Consider the following 20,542-nt stretch of genomic DNA (forward strand, 5'->3'; position numbering starts at 1 on the left):
TAGCCGGCGTATGGCGTGAAAGCGGAATTCTGTTGTGCGGGTGTCAGACACAGTGGTGGTCGCACCGGTGCAACGGATTAGGAAGTCTGGTGCACCGGGATGGGGTATCGCATTCTGTGGCCAGGTCTTTTTGTCGTGCCGAAGTTCGATGATGTTGTCTAAAACCGAAGGAGAAACACAATGAAATTGAAGCTTCTGACTATTGCTGTAGCCGCCGGTATCAGTGCTACAACCCTGACCGGATGTATGGGGCAGATGGCGTTGACCAACAAGGTGGTGGAGATCAACCTCAAGGCGGTGGATAACCGCTACGGCCGTGAAGGTTTGTTCCTGCTGTTGTCACCGGTCTGGGGTATTGCCAACCTGGTTGACCTGTTTGTCATTAACGCCATTGAATTCTGGACTGGCACCAACCCGGTAACCGGCAAGTCTCCGGCCGTTGTGGATACCCCGGTTGATGCCTGGATGAAGGTCAATGACAGTCTGGGTGACAGCGTCACTGACGCACCACTGTCGTCCATCAATGTGGAAGATGTGAAGTCTGCCACTATGCAGCAGTTGGATGACAAAACCCTGCAAATGAATATCCAGTACAAGGACGGCACCGAGAAAACCCTGCGCGGTGTTAAGGGTGATGACAGCGTCGCGTTCTATCTGGATGAGAAGTACATTACCACTGTGTCCAGCGCAGAGTTGCAGAGTTACGCCATCGCTACCCGCGGCTGAGGTCGAGTCTGCACCACACAGCGCCCCGCCAGCAGCGGGGCGCTCATTTTTTCGCTTAATAAATAGTTTTATCGATAAATACATAGAAAGCAGCTGGCGGCACAGTGACAACTGCTGTGGTCCAAGGTGTGCCGGAGAGGAACGGATATGGGATCAGGGACGCGAATCCCGCTCGGTTTACTGCTGGTCGCTGTACTGATTGGTGGCGCTGCCAGTGCCGCCGAACTGACGGATGAGCAGCAGCGTCAGGTGGCAGAAGAGTTGCGCCGCTTGCAGCAGGATCGGCAGCAATTGAACGAGCAAATGAAAGCCTTTGACGCGCGTATCCGCGCGCTGGAGTCATTGATGCTGGGCACGCCCGTTACGGAGTCAGCGCCGGAAGCGGTTGCTGCAGCGCCGGCAGGGCAGTCACGGGATGGAGCCGGGAACAAGCCGGCGACCCCGGGCAGCTACACGCCGGGCAAGGGCTTTAGCTTGGCAGCGGGTGAGCAGGGCGAAGTGAACTTCAGTGTGTACACCTATGCCCGCTACCTGAACAACTCCGGTCTCGATGAAACCTACACCGACTCGTTCGGTCGACCACACACTGTTGAGTCCCGTAACGATGTGCAATTCCAGAAACTGACCCTGAACTTCAAGGGTTGGCTGTTTGATCCGAAATTCCGCTACCTGTTCTACACCTGGACTTCCAATACCAGTCAGGGTGATCCGGCGCAGGTAGTAGTGGCCGGTAATCTCGGCTACCAGTTTGATCCGGCGTTCAATCTCTATGCCGGTATCGGGGCACTGCCCAGCACCCGCTCCACCAACTATACATTCCCCAACTGGCTCAAGAATGACCACCGCACCATCGCCGACGAATTTTTTCGAGGCTCCTACACGTCCGGAATCTGGGCCTCGGGTGAGCTGACCAAAGGGTTGAAGTACCGTGCCATGCTGGGTAATAACCTCAGCCAGCTGGGGGTGAACGCCAACCAGCTGGATGATGAATTCAACACCGTGTCGACCGCGCTGTGGTGGATGCCCACCACGGGAGAGTACGGTCCCGGCGAAGGACTGGGGGACTACGAGTACCACGAAGAGCTGGCCACTCTGCTGGGCCTGCACTTTACCCGCAGCCGCGAGGATGCCCAGGGACAGGCTGACGACGAAGGCTTCGAGAATTCCCAGATTCGCCTTTCCGATGGCACGCTGATCTTCAGCGGCGATCCCTTCGGCAGCGGCGGAGACATCCGCAAGGCAACCTATCAGATGGCCGCCGCCAACGCCGGCTTCAAGTATCGTGGCTGGTCTGTGGAGGCGGAATACTATCGCCGCTGGGTAGATGACTTCGTTACCACCGGGCCCATTCCCGTGCGTGAGCTGGATGATGAGGGCTACCAGCTGCAGGCATCTGCTATGCTGATACCCGAGGCATTGCAGGCTTATGTGGGTTATTCGAAAATTTATGGTGAGTACGGGGATCCCTATGACGTCTCCGTGGGTGTGAACTGGTTTCCCTTCCTGCGCCGTGAGGTGCGCATGAATATACAGGGGCTCTACCTTAAGGACTCGCCTGTGGGTTACAGCAGTGTACCGTTTGCGGTAGGTGGTAATGGTTGGGTCATGACGACCGATTTTATTGTGGCATTCTGACAGTGATCCGCATGCCATGTGACTGAGGAGCATACAGGATGAGAGAGAGATCTATGGCAAGCACAGTGCGAGCACCTGCAGGACGGCGGGTTACCTTCTGGTTGGTGGCCCTGACATCATTAACCATGATGGGGTGTGCAAGTATGAAGCAATCCGAGTCGGTGGATGGCAAGTCCCTGGTGGGGAGCAACTGGCAAATCGAGAGCGTCGACAGTGGTGGTATTATCGACAACAGCATGATTACGGCGAGCTTCCCTGAGCAGGGGCGTATTTCCGGCTCCACCGGCTGCAACCGCTATATGGGGAATTTCGTAGTCAGCGGCGAGGGCGCGGTGCAGGTGACAGGTATGGGCAGCACCCGCAGGGCCTGCCCCGAGGCGTTGATGAATCAGGAGAGCCGGGTGCTTGAGGCCTTGCAGGCCACTACCCAGGTGAAGATGGAAGGCAGCCAATGGCTGTTGTTCCTGGATTCCGAAGGCAAGCAGCGCCTGAAGATGATTGCGGTTGAGCCTTGACCGATACCCGGTTGTCGGGCGACAGCCGGGGGCAACTGAGTTAGTCTAAGCCGTCTTCCCCGGGGGACGGCTTTTTGCGTTCTGATGTTGGCCGGCAGGCTGATTTTATATGACTGATATAACAACTATGAAAATTGTGGTGGTCGATGGCAACACCCTCAACCCCGGTGATCTGAGTTGGTCTGCCTTGCAGCACCTGGGTGAAGTGGAAATCTATACACACAGCAGCGCTGAAGAGGTGCTGTCGCGCTGTCAGGACGCTCAGCTGGTACTCACCAACAAGGTGGTGTTTGACGAGCCTTTAATGGCGCAACTGCCGCATTTGCGTTACATCGGTGTGACGGCCACCGGCTACAACGTGGTGGACGTGGCGGCGGCGCGTGAGCGGGGCATCGTGGTGACCAATACCCCGGCCTATGGCACCGACTCGGTGGCGCAGTTTGTCTTCGCCCAGTTGCTGATGATGGCGCAACCGGTGGCGGCCTACTGTGAGGATGTTTCGGAGCGCTGGCCGCGCAGCCGCGATTTCTGCTACTACGACAGCAGCATGCTGGAGTTGGCGGGCAAGACCTTTGGGGTCATTGGCTACGGTGCCATTGGCCGGCAGGTGGCGCACCTGGCGCGGGCTTTTGGCATGCGGGTGCTGATTTACAGCCGTACACCACCGGAAACCCTGCTGGAGGGGTGCCGCTTCGTGGCGCTGCAGGAGCTGGTGGCGGAGAGTGATGTGATCAGCCTGCACTGTCCGCTGACCGAGGCTAACCAGCAGATGGTGAATGAAACCTTCCTGCGAGCCATGAAGCCCACGGCCATGCTGATCAACACCGCCCGTGGCGCACTGATTGATGAGTTGGCGCTGCGGCTGGCACTGAGTGAAGGTTGGATTGCTGCTGCAGCTCTCGATGTGCTGTCGGTGGAGCCACCACCGGCGGACCACCCGCTGTTCGATATGCCCAACTGCTACATTACACCGCACATTGCCTGGGCCACACGTGAGGCGCGTCAACGCCTGTTGCAGGTCGTGGTCGATAACCTCAAGGCCTTCCAGGCCGGGGCGCCCATCAACTGCGTCAGCTGAGCGGTTGCCCGCCAGACTCAGCGCAACATGGCCATACTCTCTTCGGCGAAGCCGGTACCGGCCTCGGTATAGAAGTTGAATACCCGGTCGATACCGGCGGCGTGCAGCAGCTCGCTCTCGTCTTCGTAGCGGGCAATGGCGGCGATCTGTCCTTTGTAGCCCACCAGTTTTAACTGTTGGGTGACGTTGGTGGCGTCTTCCATGGAGGGGAGTGCCAGCAGTACCAGCCGCACCGTGCTGATGTCGTAACCCTCCCAGTAATCCGCGTCTTCACCATCCCCGACGCAGACGTGCATGCCTTGCTTCTTCTGGCGCACCACGCGCTGGCGGTCGGCATCCAGTCCCCACACCCGGTCCCCCAGATGTTGGTAGAGTGCTTCGTAGGCCCCTTTGCCCACCCGTCCCATACCGATCACCAGCACCTCCGCGCCGATGGGATAGGGGTAGACATCCCGGGGCAGGCGCTTGCTGCGTTCGTAGCTTTTCAGCCGGTGTTTGTAGCGGCTGTAAATGCTGTGGGCGTGGCGGTAGGTGCCGCTGGTCAGCGCAAAAGAGATGGAGACCGCCAGCGCCAGGGTCACCAGCCACTCCTTGTCCAGCCAGCCGTTGTCGACACTGATGGCCGCCACGATAAGGCCGAACTCACTGAAATTGGTCAGCGCCATGGAGGTGAGGTAGGCACTGCGGGCCCGCAGGCGCAGGCCGGAGAGCAGCAGCAGGAACAGCATGTACTTCAGCGGCAGCAACAGGCAGATGGCCAGTGCCATGGCCAGCATGCCCCAGTCCGGCAGGGCGGTGAAGCCGATGGAGAGGAAGAAGCCGATCAGGAACAGGTCCTTGAAGCTGAGCAGGGATTTGGCCAGCTCCGAGGCTTTGCTGTGACTGGCCAGCAGGATGCCCAGCAGCAGGGCACCGAGGTCACCCTTGATGTTAACCATGCTGAACAGCTCATAGCCGCCCAGGGCGAGGAAAAATCCCATCAGCGGCAGCAGCTCGCCGTGGCCGGCTTCCTGCAGCAAGCGTCCCAGCAGGGGCCGCAGCGGAATCAGCAATAACAACAGTGGGGCCCACAGGCTCGGTACCTTGCCGGTGGCAAACACCAGAAAACCCACAGCGACTATGTCCTGCATGACCAGGATACCGATGGCCAGCTTGCCGTGTCGGGTCTTCATCTCGCCGCTCTCTTCCAGCAGCTTCACCACGCACACGGTGCTGGAAAAGCTGCTGGCGAAGGCCAGCAGGGCGGCGGAGGAGAGTGACAGGTTGGTAAAACTGCTGAGTCCAACAGCGGCCGCCAGCATCAGCAGGCTGCCGCAGAGGATGATCCACAGCACCATGGCGGCGCTGGTACCGAGCCAGATCTCGGTGGTGAGCAGGTCCTTGATGTTGAGCTTCAGGCCGATGGAAAACAGCATCAGTGTGATGCCGATGTTGGCCAGGGTTTCGAGATTTTGTGCTGGCTGAAAGCCAAGGAAGTGCAGGGCAAAGCCGGCGGCCAGGTAGCCTACCAGGGGTGGCAGTGCCACGAGGCGCATGGCCAGTCCGCACGTAAAGGCGAACAGAATCCAGATAAAGTCCATAAATCAGGAGCTGCAGATACAGGGGTGGTGGTTACAGCCGGGGCTTTGCTCTGCGCCGGCACAGCGTTTACAGGTGCAGTTTAGTCATTTCTCGCAGTCGATGGCCAGCGCGGGCTTGCCGCACGGCGCCGCCATCAGACCAAAGGTGTAGTTGGGCTCACTGCGCCGGTGGCTCATGCAGGAACGAGAACGACAGCTGTATGCCGTGGGGCAGGAACTGCTCCTGTTCCGAGGTGAGGTCCGAGTGAAACAGCATCTCCCGCGCCTGCCACAGCGGCTGGAACTCCAGTTGCAGGGCAGTATTGCCCGGCGCACTGGCGTGATAGCTGTGCAGCACTTCGTTCTGGCGGAACTGGTTGAGGCGAATGGCCAGGCGCAGCAGCAGTGCCAACTTGAGGATGCGCTGCAGGCAGAAAACATCCAGCTCCGGCGCCTGTGACAGCTTCAGGGATTTGCGGTGGCAGAGTAGCAGGAAGGCGAGAATCTGCTGGCGCTCGCGATCAAAGCCGGCGAGGTTGGCATTACTGACGATGTAGGCGGCGTGCTTGTGGCATCCCATGTGATTGATCTGGCGTCCCGCTTCATGCAGCTGGCAGGCCCACTGCAACAGGTTGCGGTAGTCCGGGTGATCGAAGTCCCACTGTGGCGCGACGGTATCAAACAGCGCCAGTGCGGTTTGTTGTACCTTGCCGGCGTGCTCTTCGTCGCAGGCAAAGCGGCGGGCAATGATCTGTACCGAGTGGTGGCGATTGTCCTTCAGCTGCAGTCGCTCCTGGGTCTCCAGCAGCAGGCCTTCACGCAAGGCGGAGTCGCTGTAGTCCATGCTCTCAACGTCGAGCAGGTCGAACACCGCCAGCAGCACCGCCAGTCCACCACAGATGACGCTGCGCCGGTCTTCCGGCAATCCTGGCAGGTCGATCTGGTCAATGTGACCGCAGCGGATCAGTTGCTTTTTCAACTCTTCCAGCGCTGTCAGCGTCAGCGCGCCGCTGCTGATGCCGGCGCTCTCCACACATTGCGCTAACGCCTTGATGGTGCCGGAGGAGCCGATGGCCAGGTCCCAGCCGGTGGCCTGGTAGTGGGCGCGGATCGCTTCCAGCTCCTGCTCGGCCTGCACGATGGCGGCATCAAACGCTTTGCGGGTGATGTTGCCATTGGCAAAAAAGCGCTGGCTGAAGCTGACGCAGCCCATGTTGCAGCTGTGCAGGTGCAGGGGTTGATGGTGCTCGCCAATGATCAGTTCGGTACTGCCGCCGCCAATATCCACCACCAGGCTGCGTCCACTGCGGTATTCGCCGTGGGACACGCCCTGATAGATCAGGCGAGCCTCTTCGATACCTTCGAGAATTTCAATGCGGCCGGGGATCAGCTTGCGCGCCGGTTTTACCAGGGCTTCGATATTGCGGGCGGCGCGGAAGGTGTAGGTGCCGGCGGCGCGGACGATATCGGGCTGGAAATCCTGCAGTATCTGGCCGAACAGGCCCAGGGTTTCCAACGCGCGGTCGATGGCTGGCTGGTCCAGGATGCCATCGGCGCTGAGACCGGCGGCAAGCTGTACCTTGCGCTTCTCCCGGTGGTAGGTCTTGATCCCCTGCGGGCCCACTTCGGCCAGGGTCATGTGAAAACTGTTGGAGCCCAGGTCGAGCACCGCCACCCGGCGACTGCTGGCGGCGGATTCGGGCTCAACCGCCGTGGCGGAGGGGGTGGTGGGATCGGGCACGGCTCATCCTGCGTGGGGACTTCACTGGGGAATCAATCGAAGTCGGTATCTCGGTTCTGGTTTTCAATTCTACTGAGATATTGGTGGATGGCAATTTGTGAGCGAATGCGACGCCCGGGGAGATCCACATAGGGGTTGGTCTGGTTATAGTCCAGCCGCCGCGCCTTGCAGTTGTCTTTCATCTGCAGGTCAAAAATTTCCAGGATCTGGCGGCGCAGGTGGCGGTCGTAGATGGGCACGCCCACCTCCACCCGGTGTTCAATGTTGCGCTTCATCAGGTCGGCGGAGGTGATGTACACCAGCGGATCGCCCTGGTTGCCAAAGATCATCACCCGCGCGTGTTCCAGGAACTGGTCGACGATGCTGTGCACTTCAATGCGGTCGCTGATGCCCGGGTCTTCGGTGCGCAGGGAGCACATGCCGCGCACGATCATCTTCACCTCAACACCGGCGTTGGAGGCTTTGCACAGCAGGCGGGCGATGCCGTTGTCACAGAGGTTGTTGGCCTTGATATGGATGGAGGCGGCTTTACCGGCGGTGGCCGCGGCTATCTCGTCCTCTATCAGCTGGCTGATCTTTTCCCGGCAGTTAATGGGCGACACCATCAGGTGGTTGAACTGATAAGGCTTGTAGCTGCGGTGGATAAATTCAAACACCTGGGCCACTTCACGGGTGATCTCCTCGTGGGCGGTGAAGTAGCTGTAGTCGGTATAGATACGGGCATTGCCTTCGTGGAAGTTGCCGGTGCCGATATGGGCGTAGCGTTTTAACTGGCCGCCCTCCTTGCGCTCAATCAGGCACAGCTTGGAGTGCACCTTGAGGGTGGGAATACCGAAGGCCACGTTAATGCCTACACTCTCCAGTTGCTTGGAGAGTTCAATGTTGTTGTGCTCGTCGAAGCGCGCCTGCAGCTCCACCACCACGGTGACCTTCTTGCCGTTGCGGGCTGCATCGCAGAGGGAGTGCAGCACGCGGGAGTTCTTTGCCACCCGGTAGATATTAATGGTGATTTTCTGCACCCGCGGGTCAAAGGCGGCCTGCCGCAACAACTCGGTAAAGTAGCCAAAGGAGTGGTAGGGATAATAGAGCAGGATATCCTCGTGGGCGATGGCATCGAGGGCGTTGTCAAAGCTGTCAAAGGCGGCGCTGCGAATGGCGGGCAGCTTGCGATGCTCCAGCGACTTACCGCCCACATTGGGGAAGCCGATAAAATCGCGGAAGTTGCGATAGGGGCCGCTGGGAACAATGGAGTCGTGGGACGTGAACTTCAGCCGTTTGGCGAGAAAATCCAGCATCGACTGTGGCATATCCTGATCGTACACCAGCCGCACCGGCTCGGCGGTGAGACGGCGGCGCAGTCCGCGGGACATCTTGTCCAGCACACTCTGGTCGATGTCGCCACCGAGATTGAGTTCGGCATCGCGGGTCATCTTGAAGGAGTAGGCGCGGATCTCGCTGTAGGTGAATACCGCCCCGAAAATATCGTTGAGGCAGTGCTTCATGGCGTCGTCCAGCAGCAGGAACTGCCGTTCACGGGCGTTGTTGGGGAGCAGGATAAAGCGCGAGGTCTCCTTGGTGGGGACTTCCACCACAGCGTGCTCGACGCCATCGTCGCTGAGCATCTCCACCGCCAGGTAGAAGGCGTCATCACTGAGCAGTGCCGGCAGGTCCATGCCGGCGTGAACGATGATCGGGCAGATGTAAGGCAGGGCTTCGCTTTTCATATAGCCCTTCAGCCAGCGTGACTGGTCTTCGCTGAGATCGGTATGGGCCGTCAGGATGCTGATCTTGTTGGCCTTCAGCTCGCGACTCACCTCCTTGTAGAGCTTGTCGAAGCGCTTGTTGAGGCGGAACACCTTGTCCTGGATGTCGTGCAGCAGCTGGGCGTCGTCAACGCCGTCGTCGGAGCTCTCGTATTCCAGGTGAGGGAAGAGAATACGGCGCCGTACGTCGGCCACCCGCACACGGAAGAATTCGTCCATGTTGTTGGAGAAGATGCCGAGGAAGCGCATCCGCTCCACCACCGGATTGTTGCTGTCAGCGGCCTCCTGCAGCACCCGCTCGTTAAACGCCAGCCAGCTCAGCTCCCGCGGCACAATGTGAATCGGCTGTTCCCCGGTATGGGCATCTGCAGTGGTCGGGGTGAAAGGGGTTTGCGGGGCTTGGGACATCCGGAATTCCTCGGTACAGATCGTCTCGCGGCAGCGATGCTGCAGCTTGCCTGTCGTCTGTGACAGTTCCATGACAGTCACTGGGCTGTTGCGCCTTACACTAACGCCGAAGGCGGGTGGCAGCAAGCGTCCACCGTGCTTGCCCCGGGGCTGGGGGGCGCATAGGGTAATTTTGCACTGAGGTCGCCCAAGACCTAGTACAAAGCGGTAATAGGATGCGACAAAATCGCCATCGTGTATAATCGGCGATCCTGTTGGGCTACGGATTTGAACATGTCTGCTAACCATCCGGCAAAACGGGTTGCGGTGCTGGCCACGGATCAGGTCAGTGGCGGCAACCTGCTGACCTGTCGAGACATCCTTTACGGTATTCAGTGGCGCGCTGAGCGGCTCTCCGATTCCAGGCTGGAGTTTGCCCTGTTATCGCCCGATGGTGAGCCGGTAACCTCCTACAGTGGCAGCCGCATCAGCGTTGATGGCGCCCTGGATGATCGCGAGTGGGATGTGATTATCTTCCCCCACCTGTGGATCCGCCCCGAGGTGCTTGAGCCCCTGCAGCCGCAGATCCGCGCCTGGATGCGCCCCCACCTGGCCCGTGACCGCATGGTGGTGGGCATGGGGTGCGGCATCTACTGGGTGGCGGGTACCGGCTACCTGGACGGGCGTGAGGCTACCACCTACTGGCGTGAGCATGACCACTTTGCGGAGATGTTCCCGGGCGTGTTGTGGCAGAAAGACAAGGTGATCTCCGAGAGCGGCAATGTTTACTGCACGTCGGGGGGAACCGCCATGGCGGACCTGTTGCTGAACCTGGCCATCCGTCTGTTCGGTGATGGGGTGGCGCGGGGGATCAGTCGTGACATCCTGTTTGATATTCGCCGCAGCTACGATTTTGCCCCGCTGAAAATCAACCGCCAGCGCCATCACGGCGATCGCCTGATCGAGCAGGTGCAGGTGTGGCTGGAGACCCGCTACAGCGAGGATGTCAGGCTGGCGGATGTGGCGGAACAGCACGGCATGAGCCTGCGCAATTTTGCCCGCCGTTTCAACTCCGCCACCGGTGAAAAGCCCCTCGCCTACCTGCAGCGTATTCGCCTGGAGGCGGCGCGGGATCTGCTGGTGCACAGCGACAAGAGCATTAAACATATTTCCCTGGATGTGGGTTACAGCGATAGCAGCTACTTCTGCCGCCTGTTCCGCACCCAGGTGGGGGTGACCCCGGCGGCCTATCGCAAGCAGTTCTGCGGTGAACCCTGACGGCAGCCGCCAGACAGTTATGACTAACGGCGTGCGTTGGGGCCGCCACGGAAACAACCTTTACACGGGGTGCAGCCCATGCATTGTCCCTTTTGCGGTGCCGACGACACCAAGGTAATCGATTCCCGCCTGGTGGCTGACGGCGACCAGGTGCGCCGCCGCCGCGAGTGCCTCTCCTGTCGCGAGCGTTTTACCACCTATGAGACGGCGGAGCTGCTGTTGCCCAAGGTCATCAAGCAGGACGGTTCCCGCGAGCCTTTTGACGAAGACAAGCTGCGGGCGGGCTTTATGCGGGCATTGGAGAAGCGCCCGGTGAGTGTGGAGAAAGTGGAAACCGCCGTCAGCCAGATCAAGCACAAGCTGCAGGCCACCGGTGAACGCGAGGTGCCCTCCATCCTGATCGGTGAATCGGTGATGGAGCAGCTGCGCGCCCTGGATGAAGTGGCCTACGTGCGTTTTGCCTCCGTTTACCGCCGCTTCAAGGACCTGAATGAATTCCGTGAGGAGATCGACCGGCTGGAGCGCAGCTGAGTCGCGCCGCCACGAATACAACACCCATGACAGACCTCACCGATCGCAAACACATGGCCAGGGCACTGCAGCTGGCTGAACTGGGACTCTATTCCACCATGCCCAACCCCCGGGTGGGCTGCGTACTGGTGCGCGATGGCCGGGTGGTGGGCGAGGGCTGGCACCGCCGCGCCGGCGAGGGGCATGCCGAAGTGAATGCGCTGGCCGCCGCCGGTGACGCCGCCCGCGGTGCCACTGCCTATGTCACCCTCGAGCCCTGCAGCCATACCGGCAAGACCGGTCCCTGCTGCGAGGCGCTGGTACAGGCCGGTGTCAGCCGCGTGGTCTACGCCATGGAGGATCCCAATCCGCAGGTGGCGGGCCGCGGCCTGGCGCACCTGCTGCAGGCGGGGATTGAGGTGGATGGTCCGCTGCTTGAAGAGCAGGCCTGGGGCCTTAATCCCGGCTTTATCCGCCGCATGGAGAGCGGGCGCCCGTTTGTACGCTGCAAGATGGCTATGAGTCTCGATGGTCGCACCGCCATGGCCAGCGGCGAGAGCAAGTGGATCACCGGTCCGCGGGCCCGCGCCGACGTGCAGAAGCTGCGCGCCCGCAGCTGCGCCATTATCACCGGTATTGACTCCATCGACCTGGACGATGCCTCCCTTAATGTGCGGGCAGAGGAGCTGAAACTGGCCGATGCGGCCCTGGCGGCCTCAGTGCAGCCGCTGCGGGTGGTGCTGGATAGCAAACAACGACTACGTCCGCCGGCGAAAGTGTTACAATCGCCGCCCCTCACGCTGGTGGTCTCTGCCATGGCGGAGCCGAATACGGCCCTGACTGGCCTGGACGGGGTGGAGCAACTGAGCCTGCCCGACCGCGATGGCCGTATCGGCCTGCGGGCACTGCTGGCAGAACTGGCGGCGCGCCAGTGCAACGAGGTGCTGGTGGAGGCCGGGGCAACCCTGGCGGGGGCATTCCTGCGTCAGGGGCTGCTGGACGAGCTGGTTATCTATGTGGCGCCGAAGCTGCTGGGCAGCAGTGCGCGGCCACTGTTCGAGCTGCCGCTGGACACTATGGCCAAACAGTTGCCGGTGTCGATCCGCGATATGCGGGCGGTGGGCAGCGACTGGCGTATCACGGCGGTGCCCGACCCGGATGCCTGACCTGTAACCTGGGCGGCGGAAAGGCAGGCGCGGTGAAGCGAGACGAATGAGAGGCAGGATTTATGTTCACAGGAATTGTTGAGGCGCTGGGTGAAATTGTGGCCCTGCAGCCCAGTGGCGGCGACCTGCGGGTGCGGGTGAAAAGCCATGGTCTCGACCTCGGCGATGTGGCCCTGGGGGACTCCATTGCCACCAACGGCGTCTGCCTGACGGTGGTGGAGCTGCCGGGGGATGGTTACTGGGCCGATGTCTCCCGCGAAACCCTGGAGTACACCACCGTCGGCGAGTGGAAGCTGGGCAGCCGGGTCAACCTGGAAAAGGCGCTGACGCCCCAGACCCGCCTCGGCGGCCACCTGGTGAGCGGCCATGTGGACGGCGTTGGCGAGGTGGTATCGCGCCATGCCGATGCCCGCTCCGAGCGCTTCCGCCTGCGGGCGCCCAAGGCGCTGGCAAAGTACATCGCCCACAAGGGCTCCATCTGTATTGATGGTACCAGTCTGACGGTCAATGCCGTGGACGGTGACGAGTTTGAACTGAATATCGTGCCCCACACGCTGGAGCGCACCGTGATCGGCGGCTACAGCACCGGCACCCGCGTCAACCTGGAGGTGGACGTCATAGCCCGTTACCTTGAGCGGCTATTATTGGGTGACAAGGCGGCGGACAGCAGCACCGGAGGCGGCATCGATATGGCCTTTCTGGCCGAGAACGGATTTCTGCAACGCTGAGTCCCGCACGGCGGGCCAGTACTTGATGAATACGCCAGTGAGCCGGTGTGACCGGTAAGCGGGTGACGGTAATCGTGGAAAAGTGAGAAGAACATGAGTCAGATTAAAGTTGTTGAAGGGGATTTTACCCAGTGCCAGGGCCAGTACGCGCTGATCGTCAGCCGTTGGAACAGCTTCGTGGTGGAGAGCCTGAAAGAGGGTGCCCTGGATACCCTGCGTCGTCACGGTATCAAGGACGAGCAGATCACCATCTACTACGCTCCAGGTGCGTTTGAATTCCCGCTGCTGGCCAAGCGCCTGGCGGAGAGCAACAAGTTTGACGCCATCATTGCGCTGGGCGCGGTGATCCGCGGTGGCACCCCTCACTTCGAGTATGTGGCCGGTGAATGTACCAAGGGCCTGGCGCAGGTCTCCCTGGGTGCCAATACCGTGGTTACTTTCGGTGTCCTCACCGTCGACAGTATCGAACAGGCCATTGAGCGCTCCGGCACCAAGGCCGGTAACAAGGGCGAAGAAGCGGCCAAGACGGCGCTGGAAATGGTTTCCCTGCTGGGCAAACTCTGATTCCCGGCTCATTGACAGGTTTGATCTCCATGACCGTATCACCTGCGGCGCGCCGCAAAGCCAGACACTACGCCATGCAGTCGCTGTACCAGTGGCAGATGACCTCCGCGGCGCTCAACGTCATTGAAGCGGAGTTCCACAGCGACAACGACATGAGCAAAGTGGATACCGCCTACTACCGCGAGCTGCTGCACAAGGTGCCTCAGCGCCTCTCTGAACTGGAGGAGGCCTTTGGCCAATACCTGCAGGAGCGGGAGCAGAACGAGCTGGATCCCATCACCCAGGCGCTGTTGCGCCTGGCGACCTACGAGCTGATGTTCCGTATTGATGTGCCCTACAAGGTGGTCATCAACGAAGCCGTGGCGCTGGCGAAGAAGTTTGGCGCTACCGACAGCCACAAGTTCATCAACGGCGTACTCGACAAGGTGGCCGCTGATCACCGCGCTATCGAAGTTCAGGCCGAGCGCGGTAGCCGCTCCTGAGAGTGTTGCAGCGCAGGGCATGACAGGAACGGATATCTGAGATGGCGATGGGTGAATTTGAGCTGATCCGGCGCTACTTCCAGCAGGATGGTGGGGCGTTTGGTGTAGTGCGCGGGGTAGGAGACGACTGTGCGCTGTTGAGCGTGCCCGAGGGGCAGCAGCTGGCGGTCTCTATGGATACGCTGGTGGGCGGGGTGCACTTCCCCCCCAATGCCGACCCGGAACTGATTGCCGAGCGGGCGTTGCGGGTCAACCTCAGCGACCTGGCAGCCATGGGGGCAGAACCGCTCTGGTTTACCCTCGGCCTGACCCTGCCTTCGGCGGACGAGGCGTGGGTGAAAAGTTTTGCCCGCGGCTTGTTGCGGGTGGCTGCGGATTACAACATTGCGCTGGTGGGTGGTGATACCACCCGCGGCCCTCTGGCCATCACCCTGCAGGTGCATGGCAGCGTAGCGCCCGGGCGGGCGCTGTTGCGGGGCAACGCCTCGGTGGGTGACTGGGTCTTCGTCACCGGCACCGTTGGTGATGGCGCCGCAGCACTGGCGGTGATCAAGAAGCAGCTGGAGGTGGGCAAGTCCGCCTTCAACTACTTCATGAACAGTTATTACCGGCCTGAACCGCGCATTGCCTTTGGCCAGGCTTTGCAGGGTGTGGCCAATGCGGCTATCGACATCTCCGACGGTCTGGTGGCGGACCTCGGCCACATCTGCGAAGAGAGTGTGCTGGGGGCGAGGATTGACCTGGGCAAGTTGCCGCTGTCGGAGCCAGTGCGCAAACTGGTGTCGCTGGATAAAGGCGTGCAGTGGGCGCTGAGCGGTGGCGACGACTACGAGCTCTGTTTCACCGTGCCGCAGGCGCGTATCGGTGAACTGGAACGGCTGATTGAGCAGAAGCGGCTGCAGGCCACCCACATTGGCGAAATAACCCGGGGCTCCGGCGTGACCTGCTTCTACAAGGGGCGGGAGGTGCCGTTGAAGCGCCAGGGTTACCAACATTTTGAGTAGCATGACTGATTCGTTTCGCGCCCTGTTGCGTCATCCTGTGCACCTGCTGGCGTTTGGTTTTGGCTCTGGCCTGTCGCCGAAAGCGCCGGGTACCGTGGGCACCCTGGCAGCGGTACCCCTCTATCTGCTGCTGGCGCAGCTGTCGCTGCCGCTCTATGCCGCGCTGGTGCTGCTGGCGTTTCTGCTGGGTGTCTACCTCTGCCATGCCACTGCCGCGGATATGGGGGTGCACGATCACCCGGGTATTGTCTGGGACGAGTTCGTCGGCTACTGGATTACCATGCTGGCGGCGCCAGCGGGCTGGCTGTGGGTGGTGCTGGGTTTTGCCCTGTTCCGCCTGTTTGATGTCTGGAAGCCCTGGCCCATCTCCTGGTGCGACAGGCACGTGTATGGTGGCTTTGGCATCATGCTGGACGATGTGCTGGCGGGAGTGCTGGCACTGGGATGCCTGCAGGCCATAGCCCTGTGGGTCTAGCGCAAGGACAAGGATGATGAGAAGGGCGCTTGCGGTACTGTTGCTGGGGTGGATGACCGCCCTGCAGGCGGCGCCGGCGGTGCAGGTAAAGGCGCTGTTTCCCAAGCGTGCCCTGCTGCAGATTGGTAGCGAGCAGCAGTTATTGCGTGAGGGTGAAAGTGTGGCTGGTGTGACCCTGTTGCAGGCAAACAGCCGCGAGGCGCTGCTGGAGATCGATGGCAAGCGCCACAAAGTGGGGGTGTCCCGTTATATCGCTGCCAGTTTTACCGAGAGTGAAGGCAGCGAGGTGCGGCTCTCCCCGGACGCTGGCGGACACTATGTCACATCGGTTGATATTAATGGTCACCAGGTTGAGGCCATGGTGGATACCGGAGCTACCACCGTGGTGATGAGCCTGCCACAGGCAAAGGCACTGGGGCTGGATTATCGCAATGGACAGGCGGTGACCATGCGGACGGCCAACGGCAATGCGCGGGCCTACCAGGTGATGCTGGAGCGGGTCAGTGTCGGCGCGGTGACCGTGGAGAATGTGGCGGCGCTGGTCAATATGAGTGATTTTCCCCATGTCATTCTGCTGGGTAACAGCTTTCTTAATGAGGTGCAGATGCAGCGGGAAAATGGCGTGCTGGTGCTCAGGAGCCAGTACTGATGACACCGGTCGCTGCCGGTTTGAAATGAGGTTAGAGAGTGACTGTTCGTTACGTTGAATCTTCAAAGCTGCCCACTCCCTGGGGCACTTTCGATATGCACGGCTTTGAAGATGCCGAAGCCAATAAAGAGCACCTGGTGCTGAGCATGGGTGATATCGGCCCCGATGAGCCGGTTCTGGCACGGATCCACTCCGAGTGCCTGACCGGTGATGCGCTGTTCAGCCTGCGCTGCGACTGCGGCGCCCAGCTGCAGGCGGCCATGAACAACATCGCCAACGAGGGGCGCGGGGTGATCTTCTACCTGCGTCAGGAGGGGCGTGGTATTGGCCTGCTCAACAAGATCAAGGCCTACCATCTGCAGGATATGGGTGCCGATACCGTGGAGGCCAACGAGGCCCTGGGTTTCGGTGCCGATATGCGCGATTACAGCATCCTCAAGCCGATGCTGGAACACATGAATATTCGCCAGATTCGCCTGATGACCAACAACCCGCGCAAGGTGCAGGCCCTGAAAGAGCTGGGAATTGACGTGGTGGAGCGGGTGGCGCACGAGTCCGGGCGTAACCCCCATAACCTGCGTTACCTGCAGACCAAAAAGGGTAAGCTGGGACACCTGCTGGATGAGCAGGGCGAGGACGACCAGACCTGACCTGTAGCAGCGGCGCTTTCGCCGCTGCCGTCAGTCTGCCTGATTGCTGTCAGCCGAAGGTGTGCTCGGGGCTGGGGAAGACACCGGTCTTCACATCGTTCGCGTATTTGCGCAGTGCACCGGGGATATCCCCCGCTTCCACCAGAAAATTCTTCGAGAACTTGGGCGGCTTTTCGGTCAGGCCGAGGATGTCGTTGATCACCAGCACCTGGGCGTCAGTCTCCTTGCCGGCGCCGATACCGATGGTGGGCATGCTCACGGCTTCGGTGATACGGCGGGCCAGGTCGCAGGGCACACACTCCAGCACCAGCAAATCGGCACCGGCGGCGTCCAGCAGGCGGGCGTCTTCCAGTATCTGTTCGGCGCCTTCGTCGTCACGGCCCTGCACGCGGAAGCCACCAAACTTGTTCACCGACTGCGGCGTCAGGCCCAGGTGGGCGCAAACCGGAATGCCGCGTTCGCTGAGCATTTGCACTGTGGGCGCCAGCCACGCGCCACCTTCGATCTTGACCATGTGGGCACCGGCCTGCATCACGCGGGCGGCGTTGGTCATGGCCTGTTCCGGCGTAGCGTAGGTCATGAACGGCAGGTCGCCCATGATCAGCGATTTGTCGTTACCGCGTTTCACCGCTTCCACGTGGTAGATCATCTGTTCCATGGTCACCGGGATGGTGCTGTCATAGCCCAGCACGGTCATGCCGAGGCTGTCTCCCACCAGCAGCACTTCCACACCACTCTTCTGTGCCATGGCGGCCATGGGGGCGTCGTAGAGGGCAACGGTAACAAATTTCTCCCCGGCCTCTTTCATCTTGCGCAGGGTGAGGATGGAGATGGGCTTGCTGAGGGCCGAGCTGGCCTGAACAGTCGAGTAGGGCATGGCGGTCTTCTACAGGGTCGGGGTTGGGTTGTAGTAGTGGCGGCCGCTCTTCACGGTCAGCATATAGTCCACCAGCTGGTGATAGTGATCCGGATTGTTGGCCAGATCCAGTTCGGTGGCGTTGACGATCAGCAACGGCGCCTGGTCGTAGTAGTGGAAAAAGTGCATGTAGGCGTCGTTCAGTGTGGCCAGGTAGCCGCTGTCAATGTTGCGCTCCGCCTCCACGCCACGGTGTTTTACGCGCTCTTCCAGCACGGCCGTGGGCGCCTGCAGGTAGATCACCAGGTCCGGTTGCGGGGCGTCTATCTGCAGCTGGGCGTGCACCTGCTGGTAGATGTTGAGTTCGTCATCGTCGAGGGTCACCTGGGCGAACAGCTGATCCTTGTCCATCAGGAAGTCCGCTACCAGGCAGCTCTGGAACATGTCCTGCTGGCGCAGGTCCTGCAGTTGCTGGGCACGTTGGAACAGAAAGAAGAGCTGGGTGGGCAGCGCAGCGGCTTTGGGATTTTCGTAAAAGCGGTTGAGAAACGGGTTCTCACCGGTTTTTTCCTGCAGCAGCTCGTACTGCAGGCTCTTGGCCAGGTGCCTGGCCAGTGTGGTCTTGCCCACCCCGATGGGCCCTTCAATGGCGATAAAGCGCGGCAGGCTTTTACCGGCGTTGTCCAGGGTGATGTTAAAACCTTCAGTCACGGTCTGCTCCTGCTGAGAGTGCCAATGGTTCCAGCCCGTCCATCGAGCAGTCTGCCAATAATGACGTAATTGACTCACCGCTGGGAAGGGTTAACGCCGGATCTATGTCCGCCAGTGGCCACAGCACAAAATTACGCCGGGTCAGCCAGGGGTGTGGTACCTGCAGTCGCTCGTGGTCGATGCACTGCTGGTCGTAGAGCAGCAGGTCCAGGTCCAGTGTGCGTGGCCCCCAGCGAATGTCGCGCACGCGTTGGTGGGCGTGCTCGATGGCTTGCATCGCATCCAGCAGGGCCAGCGGTTGCAGTGTGGTTTGCAGTAGCGCGACGCCGTTGACGAAATCCGGCTGTTCACCGGGGCCGATGGCTTTACTGCGGTACCAGCGTGAGACTTGCAGCAGCTCGCTGCCCGGCAGTTGGGCGAGCGCCTGCAGGGCGCTCTTCACCTGTTGCAGAGGGTTGTTGAGATTACTGCCCAGGCCGATGTACGCCAGACTCATGGGATTGCGACCTCTGTTACCAATGGCGGTTCGGTTTAATGAGTCTGTTGCGGTTTGCGGCGGCGCGGCCGGCGACGGCGTTTGCCGCTGCCCTCTTTTTTACCGAGGTCGGCCACCAGCGCCTCGCGGCCCGCTTCATCGGTGTTCTGGTAGCGGGTCCACCAGTCGCCCAGACCTTGCAGGTCTTCGCCGGCGGCCTCACGCATGAGGACGAAATCGTAGGCGGCACGGAAGCGGGGATGCTCAAAGTTGCGCTGTGCACGCTGGCCACTGCGGCTCTGCAAGCGGTACTGCAGCTCCCAGATCTCGCGCATGCTCTGGGTAAAGCGTTTGGGAATGGCGGTGATCTGCAGTTGGCGCTGTATCACAGTCTGTGCGGCCTGCTGGTGGGCGAGGTTGCCCTGCATGCCACTGGCGCGCAGGCGCGCTTCCTCGGCACACAGGGGTGGCCACAGCAGGGAGGCAAAGATGTAGGCCGGTGTCACCCGCTGGTCGGTGCGGATGCGGTGGTCGGTGTTGTGCAGTGCCTGTTCTACCAGTTTGCGTCCCAGCTCGTTACCGTCGGCCAACGTCGCAGCCAGATCCGGAAACACCTGGGCCAGCAGGCCATACTGCTCCATAAGTGGCAGCAGCGATGCGCCATAACCACCCATAAAGAGTTTCAGGACTTCATCGAAGATGCGCGCCGAGGCGATATTCCCCAGCAGTGGCGCCAGGCGGGCAATGGGTTCCGCGGTGGCCTTGTCGAGGGTGAAGTCCAGCTTGCCGGCAAAGCGCACGGCCCGCAGCAGGCGCACCGGATCCTCTTTGTAGCGGGTCTCGGGATCGCCGATGATGCGTATTTTGCGCCGCGCAATGTCCTGCATGCCGCCGGTGAAGTCGTGGATGCTGAAATGATCCAGGGTGTAGTAGAGGGCGTTGACGGTGAAGTCCCGCCGTACGGCATCACTGCGGATATCACCGTAGACGTTGTCCCGCAGCAGCATGCCGTCGTCGGAACGGGCGGAGTGGTTGCCGCTGGTGTCTTCGGTGTGGTGTCCGCGGAAGGTGGTGACTTCGATAATCTCGCGGCCAAAGCGCACGTGTACGATCTTGAAGCGGCGACCGATGATGCGGGAGCTGCGGAACAGGTTGCGCACCTGCTCCGGTGTGGCATTGGTGGCCACATCAAAGTCCTTCGGGTGCCCGCCCAGCAGCAGGTCACGCACGCCGCCACCCACCAGGTAGGCCTCAAAGCCACCTTCTTCCAGCCGCTGCATTACTTTGATCGCTGAGCGGCTGATGTTGCGCCGGGAGATGTTGTGCTTCTCCCTGGGCACGATGGTGTGGTGCAGGGTCGGACTCTTTTTGGTCAGGGAGTTGATCAGTGGTAAGCGTAACAGCTTCTTCAGCATGGTCAGAACTACTGGTTGGATGCCCGGCTCCGCGGTGCGCAGGAAGGGTATGGGTGATGATGTCCTGCCGGGTAACGGGGAACTCATGTCGGGGCAGGGGGTCTATTCTGCGGGCGGCAGTGTAACACGCCAACAGGGGATTGTCAGAACAGAGGCTGTGGGCAGAAATGAAAAC

The 20,542-nt window shown here is 60.8% G+C and carries 21 protein-coding genes; 14 read left to right on the forward strand and 7 right to left on the reverse strand.

Annotation, left to right across the window (positions count from 1 at the left end):
• The first annotated feature begins 180 nt into the window (after positions 1–180).
• The 4 genes from GSF27_RS13040 to GSF27_RS13055 all read left to right on the forward strand — a co-directional run bounded on the left by GSF27_RS13040 (position 181) and on the right by GSF27_RS13055 (position 3,954).
• A complete protein-coding gene (locus tag GSF27_RS13040) occupies positions 181–726 on the forward strand; it encodes a DUF3332 domain-containing protein (protein ID WP_160969776.1) in 546 nt (181 codons plus the stop codon).
• 147 nt (positions 727–873) lie between these two features.
• The gene (locus GSF27_RS13045; protein WP_202410441.1) at positions 874–2,361 is read left to right on the forward strand and encodes a hypothetical protein; all 1,488 of its coding nucleotides are present in this window, start codon (positions 874–876) and stop codon (positions 2,359–2,361) included.
• A gap of 143 nt (positions 2,362–2,504) precedes the next feature.
• A complete protein-coding gene (locus GSF27_RS13050; RefSeq protein WP_160969778.1) occupies positions 2,505–2,876 on the forward strand; it encodes an META domain-containing protein in 372 nt (123 codons plus the stop codon).
• A 109-nt stretch (positions 2,877–2,985) separates the two neighbouring features.
• Positions 2,986–3,954: a D-2-hydroxyacid dehydrogenase gene (locus GSF27_RS13055; protein ID WP_202410442.1), complete on the forward strand. Its 969-nt coding sequence runs from the start codon at positions 2,986–2,988 to the stop codon at positions 3,952–3,954.
• Positions 3,955–3,971: 17 nt separating this feature from the next.
• On the opposite strand, the gene GSF27_RS13060 is transcribed toward GSF27_RS13055, so the two are convergent.
• From GSF27_RS13060 to ppk1, 3 genes are all read right to left on the reverse strand, one after another.
• The gene (locus GSF27_RS13060; RefSeq protein ID WP_160969780.1) at positions 3,972–5,534 is read right to left on the reverse strand and encodes a cation:proton antiporter family protein; all 1,563 of its coding nucleotides are present in this window, start codon (positions 5,532–5,534) and stop codon (positions 3,972–3,974) included.
• Positions 5,535–5,691: 157 nt separating this feature from the next.
• Positions 5,692–7,254 (reverse strand): Ppx/GppA phosphatase family protein, encoded by a 1,563-nt coding sequence (locus GSF27_RS13065; RefSeq protein ID WP_160969782.1) that lies wholly within the window; start codon positions 7,252–7,254, stop codon positions 5,692–5,694.
• Between the two features lie 32 nt (positions 7,255–7,286).
• On the reverse strand, positions 7,287–9,425 hold the full coding sequence (gene ppk1, locus GSF27_RS13070) for a polyphosphate kinase 1 (protein WP_160969784.1): 2,139 nt from the start codon (positions 9,423–9,425) through the stop codon (positions 7,287–7,289).
• Between the two features lie 273 nt (positions 9,426–9,698).
• On the opposite strand from ppk1, the gene GSF27_RS13075 reads away from it, so the two are divergent.
• The 10 genes from GSF27_RS13075 to ribA all read left to right on the forward strand — a co-directional run bounded on the left by GSF27_RS13075 (position 9,699) and on the right by ribA (position 16,910).
• On the forward strand, positions 9,699–10,682 hold the full coding sequence (locus GSF27_RS13075) for a GlxA family transcriptional regulator (protein WP_160969786.1): 984 nt from the start codon (positions 9,699–9,701) through the stop codon (positions 10,680–10,682).
• 78 nt (positions 10,683–10,760) lie between these two features.
• On the forward strand, positions 10,761–11,213 hold the full coding sequence (gene nrdR, locus GSF27_RS13080) for a transcriptional regulator NrdR (RefSeq protein ID WP_160969788.1): 453 nt from the start codon (positions 10,761–10,763) through the stop codon (positions 11,211–11,213).
• A 26-nt stretch (positions 11,214–11,239) separates the two neighbouring features.
• On the forward strand, positions 11,240–12,358 hold the full coding sequence (gene ribD, locus GSF27_RS13085; RefSeq protein WP_160969790.1) for a bifunctional diaminohydroxyphosphoribosylaminopyrimidine deaminase/5-amino-6-(5-phosphoribosylamino)uracil reductase RibD: 1,119 nt from the start codon (positions 11,240–11,242) through the stop codon (positions 12,356–12,358).
• A gap of 62 nt (positions 12,359–12,420) precedes the next feature.
• Entirely contained in the window at positions 12,421–13,086 is a 666-nt protein-coding gene (locus GSF27_RS13090; protein ID WP_160969792.1) for a riboflavin synthase, read from the forward strand.
• A 93-nt stretch (positions 13,087–13,179) separates the two neighbouring features.
• Entirely contained in the window at positions 13,180–13,650 is a 471-nt protein-coding gene (gene ribE, locus GSF27_RS13095; RefSeq protein ID WP_160969794.1) for a 6,7-dimethyl-8-ribityllumazine synthase, read from the forward strand.
• 29 nt (positions 13,651–13,679) lie between these two features.
• A complete protein-coding gene (gene nusB, locus GSF27_RS13100) occupies positions 13,680–14,132 on the forward strand; it encodes a transcription antitermination factor NusB (RefSeq protein WP_160969796.1) in 453 nt (150 codons plus the stop codon).
• A 41-nt stretch (positions 14,133–14,173) separates the two neighbouring features.
• Positions 14,174–15,136: a thiamine-phosphate kinase gene (gene thiL, locus GSF27_RS13105; RefSeq protein ID WP_160969815.1), complete on the forward strand. Its 963-nt coding sequence runs from the start codon at positions 14,174–14,176 to the stop codon at positions 15,134–15,136.
• 1 nt (position 15,137) lies between these two features.
• Positions 15,138–15,611, forward strand: a complete 474-nt coding sequence (locus GSF27_RS13110; protein ID WP_160969817.1) for a phosphatidylglycerophosphatase A — start codon at positions 15,138–15,140, stop codon at positions 15,609–15,611.
• 13 nt (positions 15,612–15,624) lie between these two features.
• Positions 15,625–16,260 carry a TIGR02281 family clan AA aspartic protease gene (locus GSF27_RS13115; protein WP_160969819.1) on the forward strand — a complete coding sequence of 212 codons (636 nt, stop codon included), beginning with the start codon at positions 15,625–15,627 and terminating at the stop codon, positions 16,258–16,260.
• A gap of 38 nt (positions 16,261–16,298) precedes the next feature.
• Positions 16,299–16,910: a GTP cyclohydrolase II gene (gene ribA, locus GSF27_RS13120; protein ID WP_160969821.1), complete on the forward strand. Its 612-nt coding sequence runs from the start codon at positions 16,299–16,301 to the stop codon at positions 16,908–16,910.
• Between the two features lie 49 nt (positions 16,911–16,959).
• On the opposite strand, the gene panB is transcribed toward ribA, so the two are convergent.
• Genes panB through pcnB form a run of 4 tightly spaced genes read right to left on the reverse strand, consistent with a single transcriptional unit; the run spans position 16,960 to position 20,367 of the window.
• Positions 16,960–17,787, reverse strand: a complete 828-nt coding sequence (panB, locus tag GSF27_RS13125; RefSeq protein ID WP_160969823.1) for a 3-methyl-2-oxobutanoate hydroxymethyltransferase — start codon at positions 17,785–17,787, stop codon at positions 16,960–16,962.
• 9 nt (positions 17,788–17,796) lie between these two features.
• On the reverse strand, positions 17,797–18,477 hold the full coding sequence (locus tag GSF27_RS13130; protein ID WP_160969825.1) for a deoxynucleoside kinase: 681 nt from the start codon (positions 18,475–18,477) through the stop codon (positions 17,797–17,799).
• Complete coding sequence (gene folK / locus GSF27_RS13135) at positions 18,470–18,973, reverse strand: 2-amino-4-hydroxy-6-hydroxymethyldihydropteridine diphosphokinase (RefSeq protein WP_160969827.1); 504 nt, start codon at positions 18,971–18,973, stop codon at positions 18,470–18,472. The genes GSF27_RS13130 and folK overlap by 8 nt, the downstream gene beginning before the upstream one ends.
• A 35-nt stretch (positions 18,974–19,008) precedes the next feature.
• The gene (pcnB, locus tag GSF27_RS13140; RefSeq protein WP_160969829.1) at positions 19,009–20,367 is read right to left on the reverse strand and encodes a polynucleotide adenylyltransferase PcnB; all 1,359 of its coding nucleotides are present in this window, start codon (positions 20,365–20,367) and stop codon (positions 19,009–19,011) included.
• Positions 20,368–20,542 lie beyond the last annotated feature (175 nt).

The sequence above is a fragment of the Pseudomaricurvus sp. HS19 genome, from assembly GCF_009857815.1.
In the GTDB taxonomy this organism is placed as follows: domain Bacteria; phylum Pseudomonadota; class Gammaproteobacteria; order Pseudomonadales; family Cellvibrionaceae; genus Pseudomaricurvus.

What these genes read in the sequence shown, in the direction of transcription:
- GSF27_RS13110 (WP_160969817.1), top strand. Translation starts at nt 15,138, where the DNA reads ATGACTGATTCGTTTCGCGCCCTGTTGCGTCATCCTGTGCACCTGCTG.
- GSF27_RS13115 (WP_160969819.1), top strand. Translation starts at nt 15,625, where the DNA reads ATGATGAGAAGGGCGCTTGCGGTACTGTTGCTGGGGTGGATGACCGCC.
- ppk1 (WP_160969784.1), bottom strand. Translation starts at nt 9,425, where the DNA reads ATGTCCCAAGCCCCGCAAACCCCTTTCACCCCGACCACTGCAGATGCC.
- GSF27_RS13075 (WP_160969786.1), top strand. Translation starts at nt 9,699, where the DNA reads ATGTCTGCTAACCATCCGGCAAAACGGGTTGCGGTGCTGGCCACGGAT.
- GSF27_RS13050 (WP_160969778.1), top strand. Translation starts at nt 2,505, where the DNA reads ATGAAGCAATCCGAGTCGGTGGATGGCAAGTCCCTGGTGGGGAGCAAC.
- GSF27_RS13055 (WP_202410442.1), top strand. Translation starts at nt 2,986, where the DNA reads ATGACTGATATAACAACTATGAAAATTGTGGTGGTCGATGGCAACACC.
- folK (WP_160969827.1), bottom strand. Translation starts at nt 18,973, where the DNA reads ATGAGTCTGGCGTACATCGGCCTGGGCAGTAATCTCAACAACCCTCTG.
- GSF27_RS13060 (WP_160969780.1), bottom strand. Translation starts at nt 5,534, where the DNA reads ATGGACTTTATCTGGATTCTGTTCGCCTTTACGTGCGGACTGGCCATG.
- thiL (WP_160969815.1), top strand. Translation starts at nt 14,174, where the DNA reads ATGGCGATGGGTGAATTTGAGCTGATCCGGCGCTACTTCCAGCAGGAT.
- nusB (WP_160969796.1), top strand. Translation starts at nt 13,680, where the DNA reads ATGACCGTATCACCTGCGGCGCGCCGCAAAGCCAGACACTACGCCATG.
- ribD (WP_160969790.1), top strand. Translation starts at nt 11,240, where the DNA reads ATGACAGACCTCACCGATCGCAAACACATGGCCAGGGCACTGCAGCTG.
- GSF27_RS13040 (WP_160969776.1), top strand. Translation starts at nt 181, where the DNA reads ATGAAATTGAAGCTTCTGACTATTGCTGTAGCCGCCGGTATCAGTGCT.
- GSF27_RS13045 (WP_202410441.1), top strand. Translation starts at nt 874, where the DNA reads ATGGGATCAGGGACGCGAATCCCGCTCGGTTTACTGCTGGTCGCTGTA.
- nrdR (WP_160969788.1), top strand. Translation starts at nt 10,761, where the DNA reads ATGCATTGTCCCTTTTGCGGTGCCGACGACACCAAGGTAATCGATTCC.
- pcnB (WP_160969829.1), bottom strand. Translation starts at nt 20,367, where the DNA reads ATGCTGAAGAAGCTGTTACGCTTACCACTGATCAACTCCCTGACCAAA.
- panB (WP_160969823.1), bottom strand. Translation starts at nt 17,787, where the DNA reads ATGCCCTACTCGACTGTTCAGGCCAGCTCGGCCCTCAGCAAGCCCATC.
- ribE (WP_160969794.1), top strand. Translation starts at nt 13,180, where the DNA reads ATGAGTCAGATTAAAGTTGTTGAAGGGGATTTTACCCAGTGCCAGGGC.
- GSF27_RS13090 (WP_160969792.1), top strand. Translation starts at nt 12,421, where the DNA reads ATGTTCACAGGAATTGTTGAGGCGCTGGGTGAAATTGTGGCCCTGCAG.